Source organism: Pedobacter sp. HMWF019 (genome assembly GCF_003061025.1).
Classification (GTDB): domain Bacteria; phylum Bacteroidota; class Bacteroidia; order Sphingobacteriales; family Sphingobacteriaceae; genus Pedobacter.
The window spans coordinates 26117-43322 of sequence record NZ_QAIL01000493.1 but is presented as its reverse complement, the minus strand read 5'-3'; the positions used below and the strand labels follow the sequence as shown (position 1 = coordinate 43322).

Annotated in this window: 14 protein-coding genes; 6 read left to right on the top strand and 8 right to left on the bottom strand. The window is 41.3% G+C overall.

The genetic code is table 11. From position 1 onward, the window contains the following. The first annotated feature begins 154 nt into the window (after positions 1 to 154). The 4 genes from DBR11_RS25625 to DBR11_RS25610 all read left to right on the top strand — a co-directional run bounded on the left by DBR11_RS25625 (position 155) and on the right by DBR11_RS25610 (position 3314). Entirely contained in the window at positions 155 to 406 is a 252-nt protein-coding gene (locus DBR11_RS25625) for a hypothetical protein (RefSeq protein ID WP_108555419.1), read from the top strand. Between the two features lie 8 nt (positions 407 to 414). Beyond that, positions 415 to 2565: a peptidase domain-containing ABC transporter gene (locus tag DBR11_RS25620; RefSeq protein WP_369974456.1), complete on the top strand. Its 2151-nt coding sequence runs from the start codon at positions 415 to 417 to the stop codon at positions 2563 to 2565. 6 nt (positions 2566 to 2571) lie between these two features. Continuing rightward, positions 2572 to 2907, top strand: coding sequence for a hypothetical protein (locus DBR11_RS25615; RefSeq protein ID WP_108555417.1), 336 nt, complete (start codon positions 2572 to 2574; stop codon positions 2905 to 2907). Between the two features lie 119 nt (positions 2908 to 3026). Then, positions 3027 to 3314 carry a GNAT family N-acetyltransferase gene (locus tag DBR11_RS25610; RefSeq protein ID WP_108555416.1) on the top strand — a complete coding sequence of 96 codons (288 nt, stop codon included), beginning with the start codon at positions 3027 to 3029 and terminating at the stop codon, positions 3312 to 3314. Between the two features lie 466 nt (positions 3315 to 3780). Here DBR11_RS25610 and DBR11_RS25605 read toward each other — a convergent pair whose 3' ends face one another. Both DBR11_RS25605 and DBR11_RS25600 read right to left on the bottom strand, forming a co-directional pair. Further along, positions 3781 to 4197, bottom strand: a complete 417-nt coding sequence (locus tag DBR11_RS25605) for a hypothetical protein (protein WP_108555415.1) — start codon at positions 4195 to 4197, stop codon at positions 3781 to 3783. Positions 4198 to 4333: 136 nt separating this feature from the next. Continuing rightward, positions 4334 to 5317, bottom strand: a complete 984-nt coding sequence (locus tag DBR11_RS25600) for a glycosyltransferase (protein WP_108555414.1) — start codon at positions 5315 to 5317, stop codon at positions 4334 to 4336. Between the two features lie 312 nt (positions 5318 to 5629). Between DBR11_RS25600 and DBR11_RS25595 the strand changes: the two genes are divergently transcribed. Further along, the gene (locus DBR11_RS25595; protein ID WP_108555413.1) at positions 5630 to 6184 is read left to right on the top strand and encodes a sigma-70 family RNA polymerase sigma factor; all 555 of its coding nucleotides are present in this window, start codon (positions 5630 to 5632) and stop codon (positions 6182 to 6184) included. 128 nt (positions 6185 to 6312) lie between these two features. Here DBR11_RS25595 and DBR11_RS25590 read toward each other — a convergent pair whose 3' ends face one another. From DBR11_RS25590 to DBR11_RS25575, 4 genes are all read right to left on the bottom strand, one after another. Next, entirely contained in the window at positions 6313 to 7107 is a 795-nt protein-coding gene (locus tag DBR11_RS25590) for a hypothetical protein (RefSeq protein ID WP_108555412.1), read from the bottom strand. Between the two features lie 89 nt (positions 7108 to 7196). Further along, positions 7197 to 8651 (bottom strand): hypothetical protein, encoded by a 1455-nt coding sequence (locus DBR11_RS25585; protein ID WP_108555411.1) that lies wholly within the window; start codon positions 8649 to 8651, stop codon positions 7197 to 7199. 113 nt (positions 8652 to 8764) lie between these two features. Beyond that, positions 8765 to 12010: a TonB-dependent receptor domain-containing protein gene (locus DBR11_RS25580; protein ID WP_108555410.1), complete on the bottom strand. Its 3246-nt coding sequence runs from the start codon at positions 12008 to 12010 to the stop codon at positions 8765 to 8767. Between the two features lie 104 nt (positions 12011 to 12114). After that, positions 12115 to 13104 carry a FecR family protein gene (locus DBR11_RS25575; RefSeq protein ID WP_158275380.1) on the bottom strand — a complete coding sequence of 330 codons (990 nt, stop codon included), beginning with the start codon at positions 13102 to 13104 and terminating at the stop codon, positions 12115 to 12117. Positions 13105 to 13313: 209 nt separating this feature from the next. Between DBR11_RS25575 and DBR11_RS25570 the strand changes: the two genes are divergently transcribed. Further along, positions 13314 to 14687 carry a S41 family peptidase gene (locus DBR11_RS25570; RefSeq protein WP_108555408.1) on the top strand — a complete coding sequence of 458 codons (1374 nt, stop codon included), beginning with the start codon at positions 13314 to 13316 and terminating at the stop codon, positions 14685 to 14687. A 77-nt stretch (positions 14688 to 14764) separates the two neighbouring features. Here DBR11_RS25570 and ilvA read toward each other — a convergent pair whose 3' ends face one another. Beyond that, positions 14765 to 16015 (bottom strand): threonine ammonia-lyase IlvA, encoded by a 1251-nt coding sequence (ilvA, locus tag DBR11_RS25565; RefSeq protein WP_108555407.1) that lies wholly within the window; start codon positions 16013 to 16015, stop codon positions 14765 to 14767. 12 nt (positions 16016 to 16027) lie between these two features. After that, positions 16028 to 17200, bottom strand: coding sequence for a 2-isopropylmalate synthase (locus DBR11_RS25560; protein ID WP_108555406.1), 1173 nt, complete (start codon positions 17198 to 17200; stop codon positions 16028 to 16030). Positions 17201 to 17206 lie beyond the last annotated feature (6 nt).

Genomic DNA, 17206 nt, shown 5'->3' with positions numbered 1-17206 from the left:
ATATAATAGTTTGAAGGAATTGTGAGCAGTCCTGTTAATTTTTTAAAAAGAGAGTAAAACGCACTTATAATTTTAGTGTTTTTTCAAATACAACTTCTGGTTGTTGCGTATAGTCTTTAATCCACAGAACTTTACAGAAGCAAATCTGAAGATCATGGCGATTAAGGAAAACTTTTCCGATCATTTAAATATACCCTATATGCAAAGCCTTAAGGTGCATAGCCGGGCTATTTATCTCAGTGTATTGCTTTTCACTCTCCTTGTTTTCGCGGTATTGCCTCTTGTAAAGGTACAGGTTAGTGAAGTAAAAGGCCGGGTTGTACAACTTACTGCCTATCAGGTCCTCTGCAACCATCTAAATAGCTGGCTCGATACAGAAGTTCCGGGGAAGGGCAAGGGCCTATGAATGTAAAAGTGAAACAAAGAGACATAACCGACTGCGGGGCCGCATGTCTGGCCAGTGTAGCCGCTTATTATAAACTTAAGCTGCCTGTAGCAAAGCTCAGACAACTGGCCAGTACGGACAAAAAAGGAACCAATATCCTTGGCATGATTGAAGCGGCTAAAAAGATTGGCTTTGATGCTAAAGGTGTGCGTGGTGATTTCAACGATCTTACTAAAATCCCGAAGCCTGCCATAGCCCATCTGATTGTTAAAGAAACCCTACATCATTATATAGTGGTCTATAAAGTGACCTCAAAATATGTTGAAATCATGGAACCTGGGCAAGGTAAAATGATCAGAAAAAGCCATGAAGAATTCAAAAAAGAATGGACAGGGGTCCTGGTACTTCTCATGCCGAATGAAAGCTTTGAAGCTGGAAATAAAAAAATCAGTATCTGGAGAAGATTTCTGAACCTGATTCTACCCCATAAGGCAGTTATGGTACAGGTATTTTTTGGTGCCATTATCTATACTCTACTTGGTCTTTCTACTTCTGTTTTTGTACAGAAAATTGTGGATAATGTGCTTATAGAAGGTAACAGGGGCTTATTGAACCTGCTTAGCGTGGGTATGTTCGCCATCCTCCTGCTGCAGGTTTTTATTGGGGTAGGTAGAACGGTTTTTACCCTGCGGACGGGACAACAGATCGATACCAGTCTGATCCTTGGGTATTATAAGCATTTACTGAAACTTCCACAGCAGTTTTTTGACACCATGCGGGTAGGCGAAATTACTTCCCGCATCAATGATGCCGTGAAGATCAGGACATTCATCAACCAGGTTTCTGTAGATCTGGCAGTGAATATCTGCACCGTACTGTTTGCTTTTGTTCTCATGTTCAGTTATTACTGGAAACTTGCCGTGGTTATGCTGGCTATTATTCCTCTATACATGGCGATTTATTACATAGCAAACCTGCTTAATAGAACAGTACAGCGTAAACTGATGGAAGATGGTGCCGAGCTGGAATCACAACTGGTTGAGAGCATAACGACTGCTTCTACCATTAAATGTTTTGGACTGGAAGATTTTGCGAATAACAAAACAGAAATCCGTTTTGTACAACTGTTGAAAACCATCTATAGATCTGGGATGAACAGCGTCTTTACAGGTGTATCTACAGAAACCATTTCCAGAATATTCACAATTATACTCTTATGGACCGGTGCAGGTTATGTTCTTGACGGACAAATTACAGCCGGCGAATTGCTCTCATTCTATGCGCTCACAGGCTATTTTACCGCTCCTGCTGCCTCATTAATTGGTATTAATAAGACAGTTCAGGATGCGGTGATTGCCGCCGACAGATTGTTTGAGATCATGGATCTTGAAATTGAGGGTGATGAAGAGAAATTCGACCTCCATCCGGCAGATATCGGAGACATCCGTTTTGAGAAAGTAGGCTTCCGGTATGGCAGCAGGACCAGTGTTTTTGAAGATCTGAATCTGCGGATTCCAGTTGGCAAAACAACCGCTATAGTTGGTGAGAGTGGTTCTGGAAAGTCTACTCTGATTGCTCTTCTGCAAAACATATATCCGATCAGCAGCGGGAATGTCTTTATTGGAAAGTATGCGGTTAAATACATTCGCAATACTGATCTGCGCCGTTTGGTTGGTGTTGTACCTCAACAAATAGATTTATTTAATGGAAACGTGATTGATAATATTGCCGTTGGCGATTATGACCCGGATCTCCGTTTGATTCTGAACATCTGCGAGAGCCTTGGCATTTTATCCTTTATAGAAGATTTGCCAAATGGATTCAAAACACAATTAGGGGAAAATGGAGCAGCATTGTCCGGTGGACAAAAACAAAGAATTGCTATTGCAAGGGCATTATATCAAAAACCAGAAATCCTGTTGCTCGATGAAGCAACATCTTCCCTGGACCCGGAAGCAGAATCCTATGTTCAGAAAACAATAGATTACCTGGCCTCCCGCGGAAAGACCATTATTCTGATAGCCCATCGTTTAAGTACAATACAAAGGGCCGATCATATTGTTGTTCTAAAGAAAGGAAAAGTTGCGGAAGAAGGTAGCCACGAAGAGTTAATCCAGGAACAACGCGAGTATTTTAATTTATGGGAACGGACTAATGCAATGTCTGTTCTTTCGATCTGAAAAAATATGGCTGTAAAAATATTTCAATATATAGAGATGGTGAACCGGATGCATGCGCTGATCACCCAAAGGGAAACGGGAAATCCTGATGACCTGGCCAAAACCTTAGAAACGAATTTGGATCAGATGTATTCGATTATGGAAGAACTGAGGTCGATGGGCGCTTCTATCGTTTACTCCACAAAAAAATGTAGTTATTATTATGCCAGGCCTTTTGAATTAGACATCAGTATCAATTATGGGGAACTTGAGCCATTTGAACTTCGGGTGATCCGTGGTGGGGGAATTTTGTCCAAAAGAAGGTTGTTTGATTATTTTTCTTATCCTAGATCAATTTTTTAAAACGCAGTGCGGGGTATATTTGTTATATTACTAATTGTTAAAAAAGATCACGATATGAAGAAGCTGATTGCCTGTATACTTGCCCTTTGGACAGCCCGTCAGTTTAAAAAAATAAGCAGATGAAATACGAAGAACTTAAACTGGTTAATAATGAAACAGATCATCGTTTTGAACTGACTGTAGAAGGATATACAGCCTTTATTGATTATAAAATAAAAAAGGATAAAGCTTATCTGATCCATACTGAGGCACCTGAAGAACTAAAGGGAAAAGGAGTGGCTGAAGCACTGGTGGAGAAAACCTTAACTTACCTGGAAGAACAGCATTTAAAACTGGTTCCTCTGTGTCCATATGTACAACTTTTCTTAAAGAGACACCCCGACTGGAACCGTCTGGTTGCAGAATAATTATACTGAAAAGGGGTATCCAATATCTTTGGAAACCCCTTTTGCTTATGTTGTGCCTGCCCTACACGGATCCCCCGTTCACAGGACTTTTTTATCGTTGTTTTCTATTCAACAATTTAGGAATTTATTGGTTTGACCTGGATTAAAAATTTTGCACATATGTGGAAAAGGTGAACTAATTTGTGCACTTCGTAAATCCGACGAATGTACAAGGATTACTTTAACCCTTTTTGCACCAACATTTACTATTCAGAGAAGGAGTTATATAGATAGCCAGGATAGGACTGCTTGCCAATAATTCCACTTTTATACAGGATCAAATATATATCTAATCCGCATTTTTACGCGAAAACGCGGACTATATGCGGACTATATGCGGATTCATCTGCTCTTTGGTCCCTTTTTCTCTTAAAACAAAAAAGGACCAATGTAAATTGATCCTTTTTCTCTGATTGTTTTATTTCAGTTAGCCGCCATAAACTGAAGGAATAATAACCACCTTTACGGGAATATCAACTGTTGGTGCGGGAACTTTTGTATCCTGATTATCTGATGACTGAATATTAAATATCAAACCACCATTAAATACACGGTAAGTGTAAGAAATAGAATTGTATACAGAAGGAATAGCGATATCAAGATTCGGATTGTCAGGATGGGCTATATAAACAACCACTGCCTCATCGTCAAAGGTAATCTGATCAATTGCGCTCGTGTTCCAGGTATATGAATAAGTCTCCCCGTTGTCAGTTGTCTTCCAATCACTAGCGCGGATCTTCAAATTGTAAGTTCTGGCTTTTGTTTCTTGAACATATGTTTCCTTCTTGCATGAAGCCAGGCCCAGCGTAGCTATGCATAGTAATAGTAAAATTTTTATTTTCATATTTCTGTGTGTTTTGGTTTTCCCTGCAAATATTTTGCCATAAAGATTTTATACGAAATAGAAATCTGTTTTGAAGAACGTTTATTCGACAAACCGGGGATTTTACTAGATGAAACAGAAACCTGTTTAACTGAGGCTAATCTTTGTGCCAAGGTAAATATTTAGGTGTTACCACCTGAAGTGTAGGCTGATTTGGATTCAAATTTTTACGATTCAGTACATCTTCATACAAACGGAGATAATTGTCTGCCATTTGCTTCAGGTTGAAATGGGCAACTGCATAGTCATGGCAAATCTGGTTACTAAACTGATCTGCAGCTTTCAATCCTTCTGTAAGAACAGATCGGCTATTGCTGAGCAGTCCGACTTCCCGACTAACCAGTTCTGGTAAAGAGCCATATGGCGTACCAAAGACCGGGCAGCCAAAATAAAGACTTTCTATAATGGCAATTCCAAAAGGTTCATTCCATAAAACAGGAAAAAGGAGCGCTTTGGAGTGTTTCATCACAGCAGATTTCTCTGCATTATCTACCATACCTTTAAAGCTGACATTTAGATTTGGCGTAAAGCGAAAACCCATTTTAAAGTTGAGGCGGTGCCCACCTAATACCACCAGCTTATTTCCACTGGCAGTCGCAATATCAATGGCGCCCTTTACGTTTTTAACCCGCCATGCTGCTTTTGCTAAGAAGTGCGTATAAGAACGTTTTCCGGAAAGATCAGGTTTAGGATAGTCATCTGGATCCAAACCATGATGCACATAAGCAGAAGCGCCGTATCGGCTGGCGTGATTGCCGGAAACAAAAACAGAATTTTGATCAAGTAATTCTCCAAAGCCAGGGTTGCCATGTACAGAAACCAGGTAAGGTTTTTTATGAAAACCCGGCAACTGATAATTAAAATGGACAATGTCTATATCATCAGGAACCTGCAGGTTGATGTCGACAGCGGGATCGAAAACCAATACCTTGGCGAAAGGGCATTCAGAACCTGCACCAACCAGATAGGTTACCTGATGGCCTTGTCTGTTCAGTTCTTTACCGAGCCACCAGATCACTCTTTCCGTACCGCCGTATTTTGTGGCCGGGATCCGGGTATTGTTTACAATCAATATCTTCATTGGAGTATATTTTTTTTAAGCTTATGAAGCTATCATGTGCTACCAAAATTTATTCATTTCGGTTTGTGAAGCATGTTCATTGCTGTTTGTGTAGTGCTGCTCATGATTGTTTCATACTACTGCAAATATCCCAATAAAAGCGTAAAACAGAAGGAATAAATAAAGCCAGGAAAATCTTAAAGAATGAGATGTATAAATATGGGTGCTTATTGTCAATAAATGAGCGGGTTATCTTCTAAAAACCATTAAACTTATAGGACAATTAACATGCAATTAATATTGGGAATTTAAATTTGAGAATATTCATTTACCATGAAGAAAGAACGCTATCAAATTGAAAAGGAGTTACGGTTTAAATCCATTTATCTGGCAACTTTTGACAAACTCAACTCTTTATTTTTACGCTCATTTAAAGATCAGGACCTGGTGCATGATGCGTTGCAGGAAGGTTATCTGAAACTCTGGGAAAAATTGGAAGAACAGGAAGAAGGCGGAGATTGTATGCCTTTTTTATATTTCTATACCCGAAATTATGCGCTGAAACAGATTTCGAGGAATATCAAGCGTGATCTTTTACAGCAAGATCTTTTTCGTGGAGCCGATAAAACCGATATGGAAATGGAACTTGAGCATAAAGAATATCAGGTACAGCTAAGCCGGGTGGTGGATGACTTGCCTCAAAAAAGAAAAGAAGTATTTCGTTTATTTAACGAAGAAGGTTTAAGCTACAAATCTATTGGAAGCAGATTGGGTATTTCAAGTAAAACAGTGGATAGTCATCTTGCCAAAGCCACAAGAGCGATAAAGAGAGATTTGTATTCTATTTACGGTATTGTGAAGATCTTTCTGGTTCTTTTTGTATGCTGATTTATTTACGTTTGATTCATATTAATTTAATCCTTAAATTCGACTTATATTTTCTTGCTAAAAGCAGTCAATATTAAAATGAATTTAAGGTTTGCTTTGTGGAGCAAACCTTTTTTATTTAAGCTGATTTATTGTAGTTCACGTTGAAAAATAAGCTGTGGGACTCTTAATGTAGTGCTTCCGTCTGCCGGGGCTGGTCCTATCCCAAAGGAGATGATGTTATTAGGTATCCATATAGAGAGTTGGCCGGCAGAATATTCCAGATAACTGCAATCAAATTCCTCCATGCTCATCACCTTTTTATGATTGCCCTTAGCAGTTGCATCGTAGCCTTCAATAACATAGAATATCATACTAGAATCGAAACTGGGATCAATTACGTTTGGATTGGGTAATTGGATATAGGCACTGAATTTATCTTTCCTGATCCCTTTCAGGGTCTTGTTTTTTAACGGAATGAGCGTACCACCAAAATCATATAAAGAGATTTCGATGTCCATAAGCTCTGGGAGGATTTTGTCTGTAGTAACAAATCTGATTAAAAGACTATCTGTCTGTGGCTTCACAGTAGGGTCAAGATTGTCCACCAGTACTGTTGTCCCATTAAAAAAACAGGTTAATGAAATGGGTTTCCTGGGTTCGATCACGACTGTGGTATCCAATATTATCTTTTTCTGTAAGTTGACAATGGAGATTTGTCTTTTGCCGGCTTCCAGTTTCATATTTACAGTTTTACCCTCAAGGGTATCTTTAAGAACTCCATCTACCTGTAATAAAACAGGGCTGGAACCGCTTGGTGATGTTAAACTTATTGAAAACTGGCCAAATGAAGGAACTTCAATGATTTCCCCGTTTTTTTTACAGGAAAAAATTAGAATGGGTATGGCAAGTAGGAGGATAAAAATGGTAATGTTTTGTTTCATGTTTTGTGGATTAAATAACCCTCTGCCAGCTATGCTGACAGAGGGAAACTTTTAACTATATCGTATATTAAATAAGAAGAGACAAGGGATTACAAATATGGATTGGTTTGAGGAGTATAAGTTGCCCAGTTGTCATCCCAACGGGCTACAGTATTGGCACCAAAAGCACCAAGGTAAGTTGGTGTTGTATCAAATGCAGTTAATGCACCACCGGGATGTGTTACACTGATGCTTGAAAAACTAGCCCCTGTTGCTGCTGGTGAAGGTGTTGGAGCAGTTACATAGCGGAAATCAGGAATTGGCTTTGTTGTTGTGCAAATGTTTACATTGAATGGATTTACCAATCTGATGAATGCATTTGTAGATGTCGCGGTGCTGGTAGTTACGCTAAATGGAGTACCTGAAGTTGCTGCTGTGAATCCATGAACCAGACTGTTTCCAAAGAAACTACCACTTGTAGTTGCGCCCGAAATGTTAGCACCAGTTGCAAAACCGGCAACGATAGAATTACTTACTTTATAGGCAGAATTTACTCTGAACAATGCGCCATTGCTCGTTGTGAACGGCGCTGCAGTTGGAGCAGATGGCTGGCCAAGAATAGTAAAGTTAGACAAAACAGGCTGAGTTAAACGCGATGCATCAACCACAACTACAGGGCTGGTGATGTTATTGCTCTCAATTCCGTTAGGGCTGCTTGAATAAGTCAAACAAGGAACTTTTACAGAAACTGCGAATTGGATAGAACCCTGATATCCCTGATCAAAATCAAAATCATCATCATTGTTGCCATAAGAAACAAGATATTTTGCATTTGCAGAGCCACCGAAGAATTCAAAAGCATCGTCAGCGCCATAACTTACCTGGATATGATCTAATGTAGTTCCAGATCCCACGCCACCAAGGGTAAGTCCGTTGAGCTCATTTCCTTCACTAATCACGTCGCCGGCAAACTCAATACGTACATATTTCAGTGTACCTGAATTATCTGCCTCTACAGAACCACCATATTGAATAACGTCAGTAGAAAGACCAAGGTCAGTCATGTACTCTGGTTTCATTCCTTCAACAGCTTGTGTAGTGGCTACGTTGGTTTTACCGTTTCCAAGAAGTACAATACCTCCCCAATCACCGGGGATACGACTGTTGGCTGCTTCGTTACTGGTGAATACAATTGGATTGGCTTCGGTACCGCTGGCCTCAAGTTTAGCTCCTTTGGTGATCACCAGAAACGAAGGTTTGGAAGTAGGGCTGGGCTTCTTAACTCCTTTGATATAGGTTCCTGCCTGAATGGTAAGGGTCGCGTTGTTGGTTACAAAGGTTGGTCCGTTAACGATCCATACTTTGTCGCTGGTCAATGTCGTAGAGCTTGAAATTACATTAGGTAGGGTTTGTGTGGTGTTTGGAATATCACGTGTATCTTCCAGTCCGGCAGATGAGGAGCGATCGAAATTTCCTGGTCCTGTATGACTTCCCTGATCTTTCTTACAAGCAGAGATAAAAACTATTAGTGACAGTGCAATAATTAAAAATGAATTTTTTTTCATGATAATTTTCTTTAGATTTTTAAGATTTAAATGAGTCGTTGTGGCAACTCTTTTTTTTCTGGATTGATTTTTCTTTGATTGACCTCCTCTCTCTTAATTTATATAGGGTATAGTTAAAAGCGATAACTGAAACTCAGGCTATAAGTTGTCCCGTTCCGTATCCGTCCGGCTACAAGATCATAACCTGGGTTATAAGATGTTCCTTTAGGATCCGCCTGGCCTTCAGTCAATTGATAACTTGCACCGGGAACATCCTGAACCGAAGGTTCTCCTTCTTTGAAACTTGGGTTTCCTTTTGGATATTGATTCCTGTAAATGATGGTTTCTGTGTTGAGCAGGTCACTGATGTTGAATTTTAACTCGGCGCGCTGCTGTTTCAAGAACTTGTAATTAATTTGCAGATCCACCAGATTGCGCGGTTTTTCATATTCATCATAAGAGATACCTGCAGAAGCAAACACAATACGTTTACCATACCGGTTATATAAAACGTTGAGCCCAAATTGTCTGCCTGTGTAATTTATGCCAGCATTGATAATGTATGGAGATTGACCGTAAAGAGGCCTGTCTCTTTTATAGCTGTCTCCTTTCAGGTCTTTGCTGGGCTCCAGCTCAACACTGGCATCCAGCAGGGTTAAGCTTCCCGATACAAAAGTATTTTTCAGGAACCCCGCATCATCGGCAATGAAATCCAGTGATTTTCTAAAATCAATTTCCAGGCCCAGGTCTTTGGCTGAGGCGAGGTTGGTGTATTTATAGGAGGGCTGGCCAGAGGTTCCTAGTAACTGTAGTTCAATTGGATTTTTGAATTTTTTGTAAAAACCTGATATGGAGATGATTTCTCCTGGTGAGGGATAGAATTCGTAGCGTATGTCCGCATTTTCTATGGAGGTGCTTTTTAAGCTGCTGCCGAAGATGCCTCTCATGAGAACGGGATCGAAATATTCGAAACTTGACAACTCCCGCAAATCCGGGCGGGCAACCGTTCTATACCAGGCCGCTCTGATGTTCATTTTCTCATTAAGTGCATAGATAAAATTGGCAGAAGGTAACCAGTCTGTTTTTTTCAAGCTGATGAGTTCTTCTTTTCCTGTACTGGGGTTCATATTGGCTACATTCTGATCGTTCTTTTCTGCCCGCAGGCCTGTAATCAAGCGTAACTTCGGAGTAAGCTTTACATCAAACATTCCATAAAAGGCATTCAGGCGCTGAAAGCCATTATATCCTAAACCCGATCCTTCTGAACTGACGTCTTTTCCACCACCGGAAATGGGATATAAATAGAGGCCGCTGTTTGCAAAATTTGCAGAGTTGTAGATGTCATAATAGGCCATACCCGAGTAATCCACGGTACCACCAGATGCTTGTGTTAAGTACCTGATGCGAAAAATGTCTGCTCCGAAATCTGCTTTCCTGTATTTGCCCTGATATCCGATTTTGAAGCTTTGGTTCAGGTTCAACAGGTTAAAAGGAACCTGGAAATTAGCCGCCCAGGTATAAAGCTTTTCTTTTAGTTTGGAATAGTAGAGAGATCCTAAACTTGCCTGCAGATCCGTAAAAACGGGATCGTAAAGATCTTCAGGGCCTGTTGGCGCTCTTCTCCTGTCCATAATCTTTGTAAAGGGCTGATCACGATTCAGATCGGCCGTGCTGGCCTGCCAGTCAAATTTTATACCCCTTTTGCCAAGACTATGTTCACCTGATAGTACGGACTGGAAGAGTTGGTTGATAATCACCACATTGCTATAGTCACTAACTATAGAACCATTATTTGCGAGATCGGTTCCTTCAAATTTGTACAATAAGTCTGACAGCTTCCTGTTATAGGTGTTTTTCAGCGTAATCTTGTTCTTTCCAAAACGGTAAGCCAGGCCCAGAGATCCACCTAAAGTAGTCGTAAAAGTATAGTCAGTCCCTGTATAGTCATTTACCGTTGCCTGATAACGATCGTTCTGATCAGCTTCCTGTTCATTCCGGTAAGTCAGTGCGGCAATTATTCCAAGTGTATTTTCCTTAAGATGAATGCTTCTGCCCAGGCTAAACTGATAATTCTGTGCGGGTAATGCCGTGTGTTTACGCATGGCCCAGTTGTTAGGAAGCGTAGATAAGAATGATGCGGCTTGTTTGCGTTGTTCTGTGTTTTTTGGGTCTCTTATCTGGGGGATCATTTCAATATATTGCTTAAAGGTCATCCCAGTGGGGCGGTCATAATGACTGTCGCCGAAGCCCAGATAAGCGTATTTACTTCTGCCCAATCCGATAAAGTCTTTGCCGGTAGCCCTGGAATTGTATCCGGTGCCCACAGTGAGCTGGGTGAAATTCTCCTCAGGAATATCCTTGGTGGTGATTTGTACCAGTCCACCTGTAAATTCTCCGGTAAGATCGGGGGTAGCGGTTTTATTGACTACGATATTGTCAACCAGCGCACTTGGAACCATGTCAAAGGCAAAGTCTCTTCTATTGGGTTCGCTGCTGGGCAGTGGTGCACCATTCAGCATCAGGTTATTGTAACGGTCGCTAAGGCCTCTGATCACCACGTATTTGTTTTGTGAAATTTGTAGTCCGCTTACTCGTTTGAGTACCTGCGCCGTATTGTTGTCTGGTGTCCTGCTGATTTGTTCTGCCGTGATCCCATCACTTAAGGCCGCGTTGTTCTTTTGACGTGCATACAAACCCTCAATAGATGCCTTTTTATAACTGGCGGTTACTACTACTGCATTCAAAGATTTTGAATCAGATTTTAGTAAAATATCAAGCGGCGTATTTTGACCGGCTTTGATCGTTACATCGGTAATCCTCTTGGTTTGATAGCCAATAAAAGAAACCTCTAAGGCATAAATTCCAGGCTCCAGGCTTTGCTGATACGTACCGTCAGTGGCACTTTGCAAAGTCATACTGGTGGAGAGGATTTTAATGGATGCTCCAGGCAGAGTCTCTCCCTTATCATCCATAATGCGGCCAGATAATTTTCCAGGTTTTTGTTGTGCCCTTCGGAGATTAAATTTTTCGGGTGATTCTATACGGATGGATACCTCATTTCTCCGTACTTCGTATTCGACAGGAAGCTCTTTGTGCATTCTTCGTAAAGCTTCCTCCATGGTGATCTTCTTAAAGATAAGGCGATGGACAACAACCTTTTTTGCGGCTTCTTTGTCGTAAAAGAAATCATAGCTGGTTTGAGACTTTAGAATGCCAATCACTTCATTGAGGTTTTGGTTGGTAATTTGCAGATCGATAAGTGGTTTGCTTGAAGCGGACTGCCCTTTTGCAGGATTGATCAGCAAGGCAATTGGGATAGAAATTACAAGCAAACTCCATTTATTCCTTAAAAAAATAATTAGTTTTGTAGTTATGTGCATAAAGTTGTAGTAGTAGAAATTCTGCTATTCAATTTTGTGATGAGGAGTGTCAGTTCCAGTGACATTCCTCTCTTTTTTTTATATGGTAGATATTGAGGTGGTGTTTATTGCTCAATTACATAGTTATTGTCTCCTTTCTTGTGGTGGTGTAATCCGTGAATAAATAAAATTCTGGTTAAAGCCAGTTCAGCATTATCCCGGTAATAATTTCCGGTGATCCTTTTGTTGTCCAGCAGGCTTTCATCCGGAATGCTGATCTTGAGTTCAAATGCCCGCTCTACTCTTTTCAGGGCTTCTTTCAACGGGAGGTTTTCAAAGACCAGTTTGCCATGGGTAAATAGATCCTGCTTGTCGGAAATGTCTACTGTCTTGACGTTTACTTGTTCATTTTTTCGGGAAAAGCCAAGTAATTGCCCTGGGTGGAGCATTTCCTGAGATTTACCCGCATTTACCCGAACACTTCCGGTAACAAGCATGACACGGGTTTCTGGTTCATTTTCGTAAGCTTCTATATTAAATGAGGTGCCCAGAACGGTAGTTGTTAATTTTCCGGCCCTGACCTGGAAAGGTTTTTTAACGTCATGTGTAACGTTAAAATAAGCCTCTCCACTTAAGCTTACCTGTCTGAGGGAGCCTGCAAAGTTTCTTTTATTGTAAGTGATTGTTGTTCCTGGGTTCATCCAGATTTTGGTTCCGTCGGCCAGTTCTACCATTTTCAGGTTCCTGCCCTTATTGGTGATTTTTGTAAGCAGCGTGCCTGTTTCAGCAGTGGCCTGCTTTTGTCTTTTGAGGTATAAAAGACCACTTGCCGTGCAAATGATGATGACAGCTGCAGCTATTTTAAACCAGGGGGTAAAGCGGGTGTTTTTTCGTTCATTCACCTGGTTTTGCTGTTGTTTGATGTTAGATGTTAATTCGTCAAAAAACATCAGTTTGTATTGTTCATCAACAGCAGCAGGATTAACGCTGTCCTGCTCTTTAATATATTCGTCAAGGAGGTTTAAATGATCTCCCTGCAGATAGTCCTGTACCTGTTTCTTCTCCCGGTTGTTGCTCTTTCCTTCAAAAAATCGCTTTAATATTTCTTTATCCATTATTCTGCTCATTTAGCACATTTCCTGCCTGGGTTTTCATCAGCTTCTGTTGGTGCCTTTTACTAGATAATCTCCGGGAAGCTTAATCTCCCTATCCGATGGGCATATTTTTTTTATAAAAAGGACATGGAACATTTATTTCTCCCTGGAGTAGGGAATGTGATTTGTTCAAAGCTTATATAAGGGGTGGTGTATTTATTTTTTGAACCATGAAACAAATTCAAAATAGAGTATCTGGGATTTTCCTTGTGCTGCTTGCTTTTTCAATGGCCCTTGGGTGTAAAAAAGAGCGTCAGTCCGATAGCCTCAAAGGCAGCAACCGCTGGATTCTGGACAGTATGCGTGTATATTATTATTGGAAAGACCAATTGCCGTCGAATCCACCTGATCAGGCTAATGCGAGTTCTTTTTTTAAATCCCTGCTTTATTCTGCCGACCGGTTTTCTTTCCTGGATAATCCAGATGAAGAAAGAAAAGAGTATTCCTCATTCGCATGGTATGGCTTTGAATATGCTCTGTTAGAGCCTGAAAATCATCCTGGAGAACTTACAGGGACAATAACCCTGGTTGTTCCAGATGGCCCCGCAGATAGGAAAGGTCTGGCTCGCGGGGATGTTTTTACCGCAGTAAATGGTATACCGCTTAAACAGGCAAATATCGATCAGATTGCTAAAATATTAAGGTTGGGCTCCGGAGTGCAATTGTCTATGGCACATTTTGTTGCAGGAGTACTGGTGCCAGGAGAGCGCATAGATGTGCAATATATGAGGCATAATGAATTGCCCGTTTATCTGACTAAGGTATTTGATGTGAATGGTAAAAAGACCGGGTATATTTTTTATAATCAGTTTTCAGGAAGTTATGATTATCAAGTATTAGAATCTTTGAGCAGGCTTCGGAATGAGGGGATTACAGAGCTCGTGATTGATCTTCGCTACAATCCTGGCGGAGATGTTTCGACGAGCGCTAAAATTGCGGGGATATTGAGCAACACAACGGCAGATCAGACTTTCGTTATTTATCAGGGAAATAATATGGCGGGAAGAAGGACAAGTTCATTCCAAAAAACGATGCGGGAGAATGCTTTTGAACCTCAGTTGTTTAGTGAGTTACTGAATTACCGTTTGTCGCTGAATCGTGTAATGATATTGACTTCGGGGTCTACTGCTTCGGCAGCCGAGTTACTGATCAATAATTTAAGACCTTATACCAGGGTGATTCAGATTGGAAGCAAGACCATGGGGAAAGACATGGCAAGCTTCGCTATTGCTGACCTGCGCAGCCCAAAGCTGGTGAATATGGTCTTGCATCCTTTGATCTTTAAGCTGTTTAACGCACAGAATACAGGGAATTACGAAGCTGGGTTAAAACCAGATTATGAAGTGGACGAATTTTCGGACCTGCCATTGAAAGCATTTGGAGATCCGAACGATCCTTTATTAAAAAAAGCACTGGAAATTTCCGGGAGCCAACCTACGTCTAAAGCCTTGTTGAAAAGCAGGTACACCACATCCGGAAATTTAAAATATCATTCTTCCATAGTCAGAAACCGTGAACATGCTGTCCTGGAGATCAGTAAATGAAGGATTTATCTATCCCTCATGTATAAGAAAAGCGGCGGTATCATCATACCGTCGCTTTTGTATTATTTTCACATCTGTTACACCAGGTATTCAAACAAAGTCTGGTCATTATTCACTTCAATCACATCAAACTTAAATTCTTTCATGCGTTGTACCAGTGATTCATAATCTGAAGGCTGGGCAAGTTCTATACCAACAAGCGCAGGACCATTTTCCCGGTTGGTCTTTTTGATGAATTCAAAACGGGTAATGTCGTCCTGAGGGCCCAGTACATTGTTCACAAAGAGTTTAAGCGCACCTGGTCTTTGCGGAAAACGCACAATGAAATAATGTTTTAAGCCTTCAAAGAGCAAAGACTTTTCCTTGATCTCCTGCATACGTTCAATATCATTGTTTCCACCGCTTACAATACACACTACAGTTTTGCCTTCAATCAGGTGTTTGACCTGATCTAAGGAAGCTACGGCCAGTGCACCTGCAGGCTCCACAACAATGGCATCTTCGTTGTAGAGTTTTAAGATCGTGGTGCAGATCTTTCCTTCCGGAATCAGCAGCATTTCATCCAGGAGTTCATTGCAGTATTGAAAGGTCAGGTTGCCCACTCTTTTTACTGCAGCACCATCTACAAAGCGATCAATGTATTCCAGGGTAACCGGATCTCCATTTTCCATCGCGTTTTTCATGGAAGGTGCACCTTCGGGTTCTACACCGATCAGTTGCACAGAAGGTTTGATATTCTTTAAATAACTGCCTACACCAGAAGCCAGGCCGCCTCCGCCAATAGGCATGATGGCCACATCGATTTCGGGTAGGTCTTCAAAGATCTCTACACCTACAGTACCTTGCCCTTCAATCACTTTAATATTGTCGAAAGGAGGGATGAAGGTCATCTGGTGCTTCTCAGTATAGATCAAAGCTTCCTTCATGCAGTCGTCAAAAGTATCCCCAACCAACACAATTTTGATGTTGTCGCCACCAAACATCTCTGTTTGCTTCACCTTTTGTTTTGGGGTAATCTCTGGCATAAAGATTACGCCCGGAATGTTTAATTTTTTACAGGAATAGGCTACACCCTGAGCATGATTTCCTGCACTGGCACATACCACGCCGTTTTGCAGCTGGCTGGCTGGCAGGGTACTGATCATGTTGTAAGCCCCACGCAGTTTATAAGAACGTACAATTTGTAAATCTTCCCGTTTCAGGTAAATATTCGCATTATACTTTTTAGAGAGACTTGCGTTATATTCTAAAGGTGTTCTTTTCACCGTATCACTGATCCGCTTAGCTGCGGCTAGGAAATCTAATCCAACTTCTTTATCTACGTTCATTCTTATAAATATTTATAGTACTGCTTTTTTCTCTACCGTGCTGACCAGGAAGATCACATCATCATCATTGATGTGGCCCTTTTCATCTGCAAGGATCAGGAAACGCTCATAAACTTCGTTTAGCACATGGCGCTCCAGCTGATGGCCTAATTTTTCGATATGGTGTTTCAAGGCATGACGACCGCTGCGGGCGGTTAAAATAATGTCTGAAGAATCTACACCGACATCTTCTGGCTTAATGATCTCGTAATTCTCTCTGTGTTTAAGGAAGCCATCCTGGTGGATACCTGAGCTATGCGCAAAAGCATTTTGTCCTACAATGGCCTTATTTGGCTGCACTGGCATATTCATCATATCGCTCACCATATCGCTGATCGATCTGAAATGTTTGCTGTTGATATTGGTGTGCAGGTTCAGATCATGATGTGTTTTCAGGATCATGGTCACTTCTTCCAGTGCAGTATTACCGGCACGTTCGCCAATACCGTTAATGGTACACTCTACCTGGCGGGCGCCATTAATTAAACCTGATAAACTATTTGCAGTGGCTAGGCCCAGATCATTGTGGCAATGTACGGAAATAATGGCCTGGTCAATATTGTTCACGTTTTCTTTCAGGAAACGGATCTTTGAACCATACAATTCCGGAAGGCAGTAACCATTGGTGTCTGGAATGTTCACTACGGTTGCCCCCGCAGCGATGACAGCCTGTATCATTTGTGCCAGGAAAATGTTATCTGCACGGCCAGCATCTTCTGCAAAAAATTCCACGTCCTCTACAAATTTCTTTGCGTATTTAACAGCGGCAACGGCACGCTCCAGAATTTCTTCTCTGGTGCTGTTGAATTTATATTTAATGTGCATATCAGACGAACCGATTCCGGTATGGATACGGGGTCTTTTAGCATGCTTTAACGCTGCAACTGCCGAGTCGATATCTTTCTCATTGGCGCGCGTCAGGGCACATATAATGGGTTCGTTCACTGCTTTGGAAATCTCCACCACACTCTGGAAATCGCCAGGGCTGGAAATCGGAAAACCGGCTTCGATGATATCTACACCCAGTGCTTCCAATGCTTTAGCTATAACTATTTTCTCAGGTGTTGCGAGCTGGCAACCCGGTACTTGTTCCCCGTCGCGCAGGGTGGTGTCAAATACGTAAACTCTGTTTGGATCGTGTAACATAAGGTT

Coding starts and splice junctions, on each gene's coding strand:
- DBR11_RS25560 (WP_108555406.1), bottom strand. CDS start 17,200: ATGTTACACGATCCAAACAGAGTTTACGTATTTGACACCACCCTGCGC.
- DBR11_RS25600 (WP_108555414.1), bottom strand. CDS start 5,317: ATGAAGATATTGATTGTAAACAATACCCGGATCCCGGCCACAAAATAC.
- DBR11_RS25605 (WP_108555415.1), bottom strand. CDS start 4,197: ATGAAAATAAAAATTTTACTATTACTATGCATAGCTACGCTGGGCCTG.
- DBR11_RS25590 (WP_108555412.1), bottom strand. CDS start 7,107: ATGAAACAAAACATTACCATTTTTATCCTCCTACTTGCCATACCCATT.
- ilvA (WP_108555407.1), bottom strand. CDS start 16,015: ATGAACGTAGATAAAGAAGTTGGATTAGATTTCCTAGCCGCAGCTAAG.
- DBR11_RS25575 (WP_158275380.1), bottom strand. CDS start 13,104: ATGGATAAAGAAATATTAAAGCGATTTTTTGAAGGAAAGAGCAACAAC.
- DBR11_RS25610 (WP_108555416.1), top strand. CDS start 3,027: ATGAAATACGAAGAACTTAAACTGGTTAATAATGAAACAGATCATCGT.
- DBR11_RS25615 (WP_108555417.1), top strand. CDS start 2,572: ATGGCTGTAAAAATATTTCAATATATAGAGATGGTGAACCGGATGCAT.
- DBR11_RS25570 (WP_108555408.1), top strand. CDS start 13,314: ATGAAACAAATTCAAAATAGAGTATCTGGGATTTTCCTTGTGCTGCTT.
- DBR11_RS25625 (WP_108555419.1), top strand. CDS start 155: ATGGCGATTAAGGAAAACTTTTCCGATCATTTAAATATACCCTATATG.
- DBR11_RS25580 (WP_108555410.1), bottom strand. CDS start 12,010: ATGCACATAACTACAAAACTAATTATTTTTTTAAGGAATAAATGGAGT.
- DBR11_RS25595 (WP_108555413.1), top strand. CDS start 5,630: ATGAAGAAAGAACGCTATCAAATTGAAAAGGAGTTACGGTTTAAATCC.
- DBR11_RS25585 (WP_108555411.1), bottom strand. CDS start 8,651: ATGAAAAAAAATTCATTTTTAATTATTGCACTGTCACTAATAGTTTTT.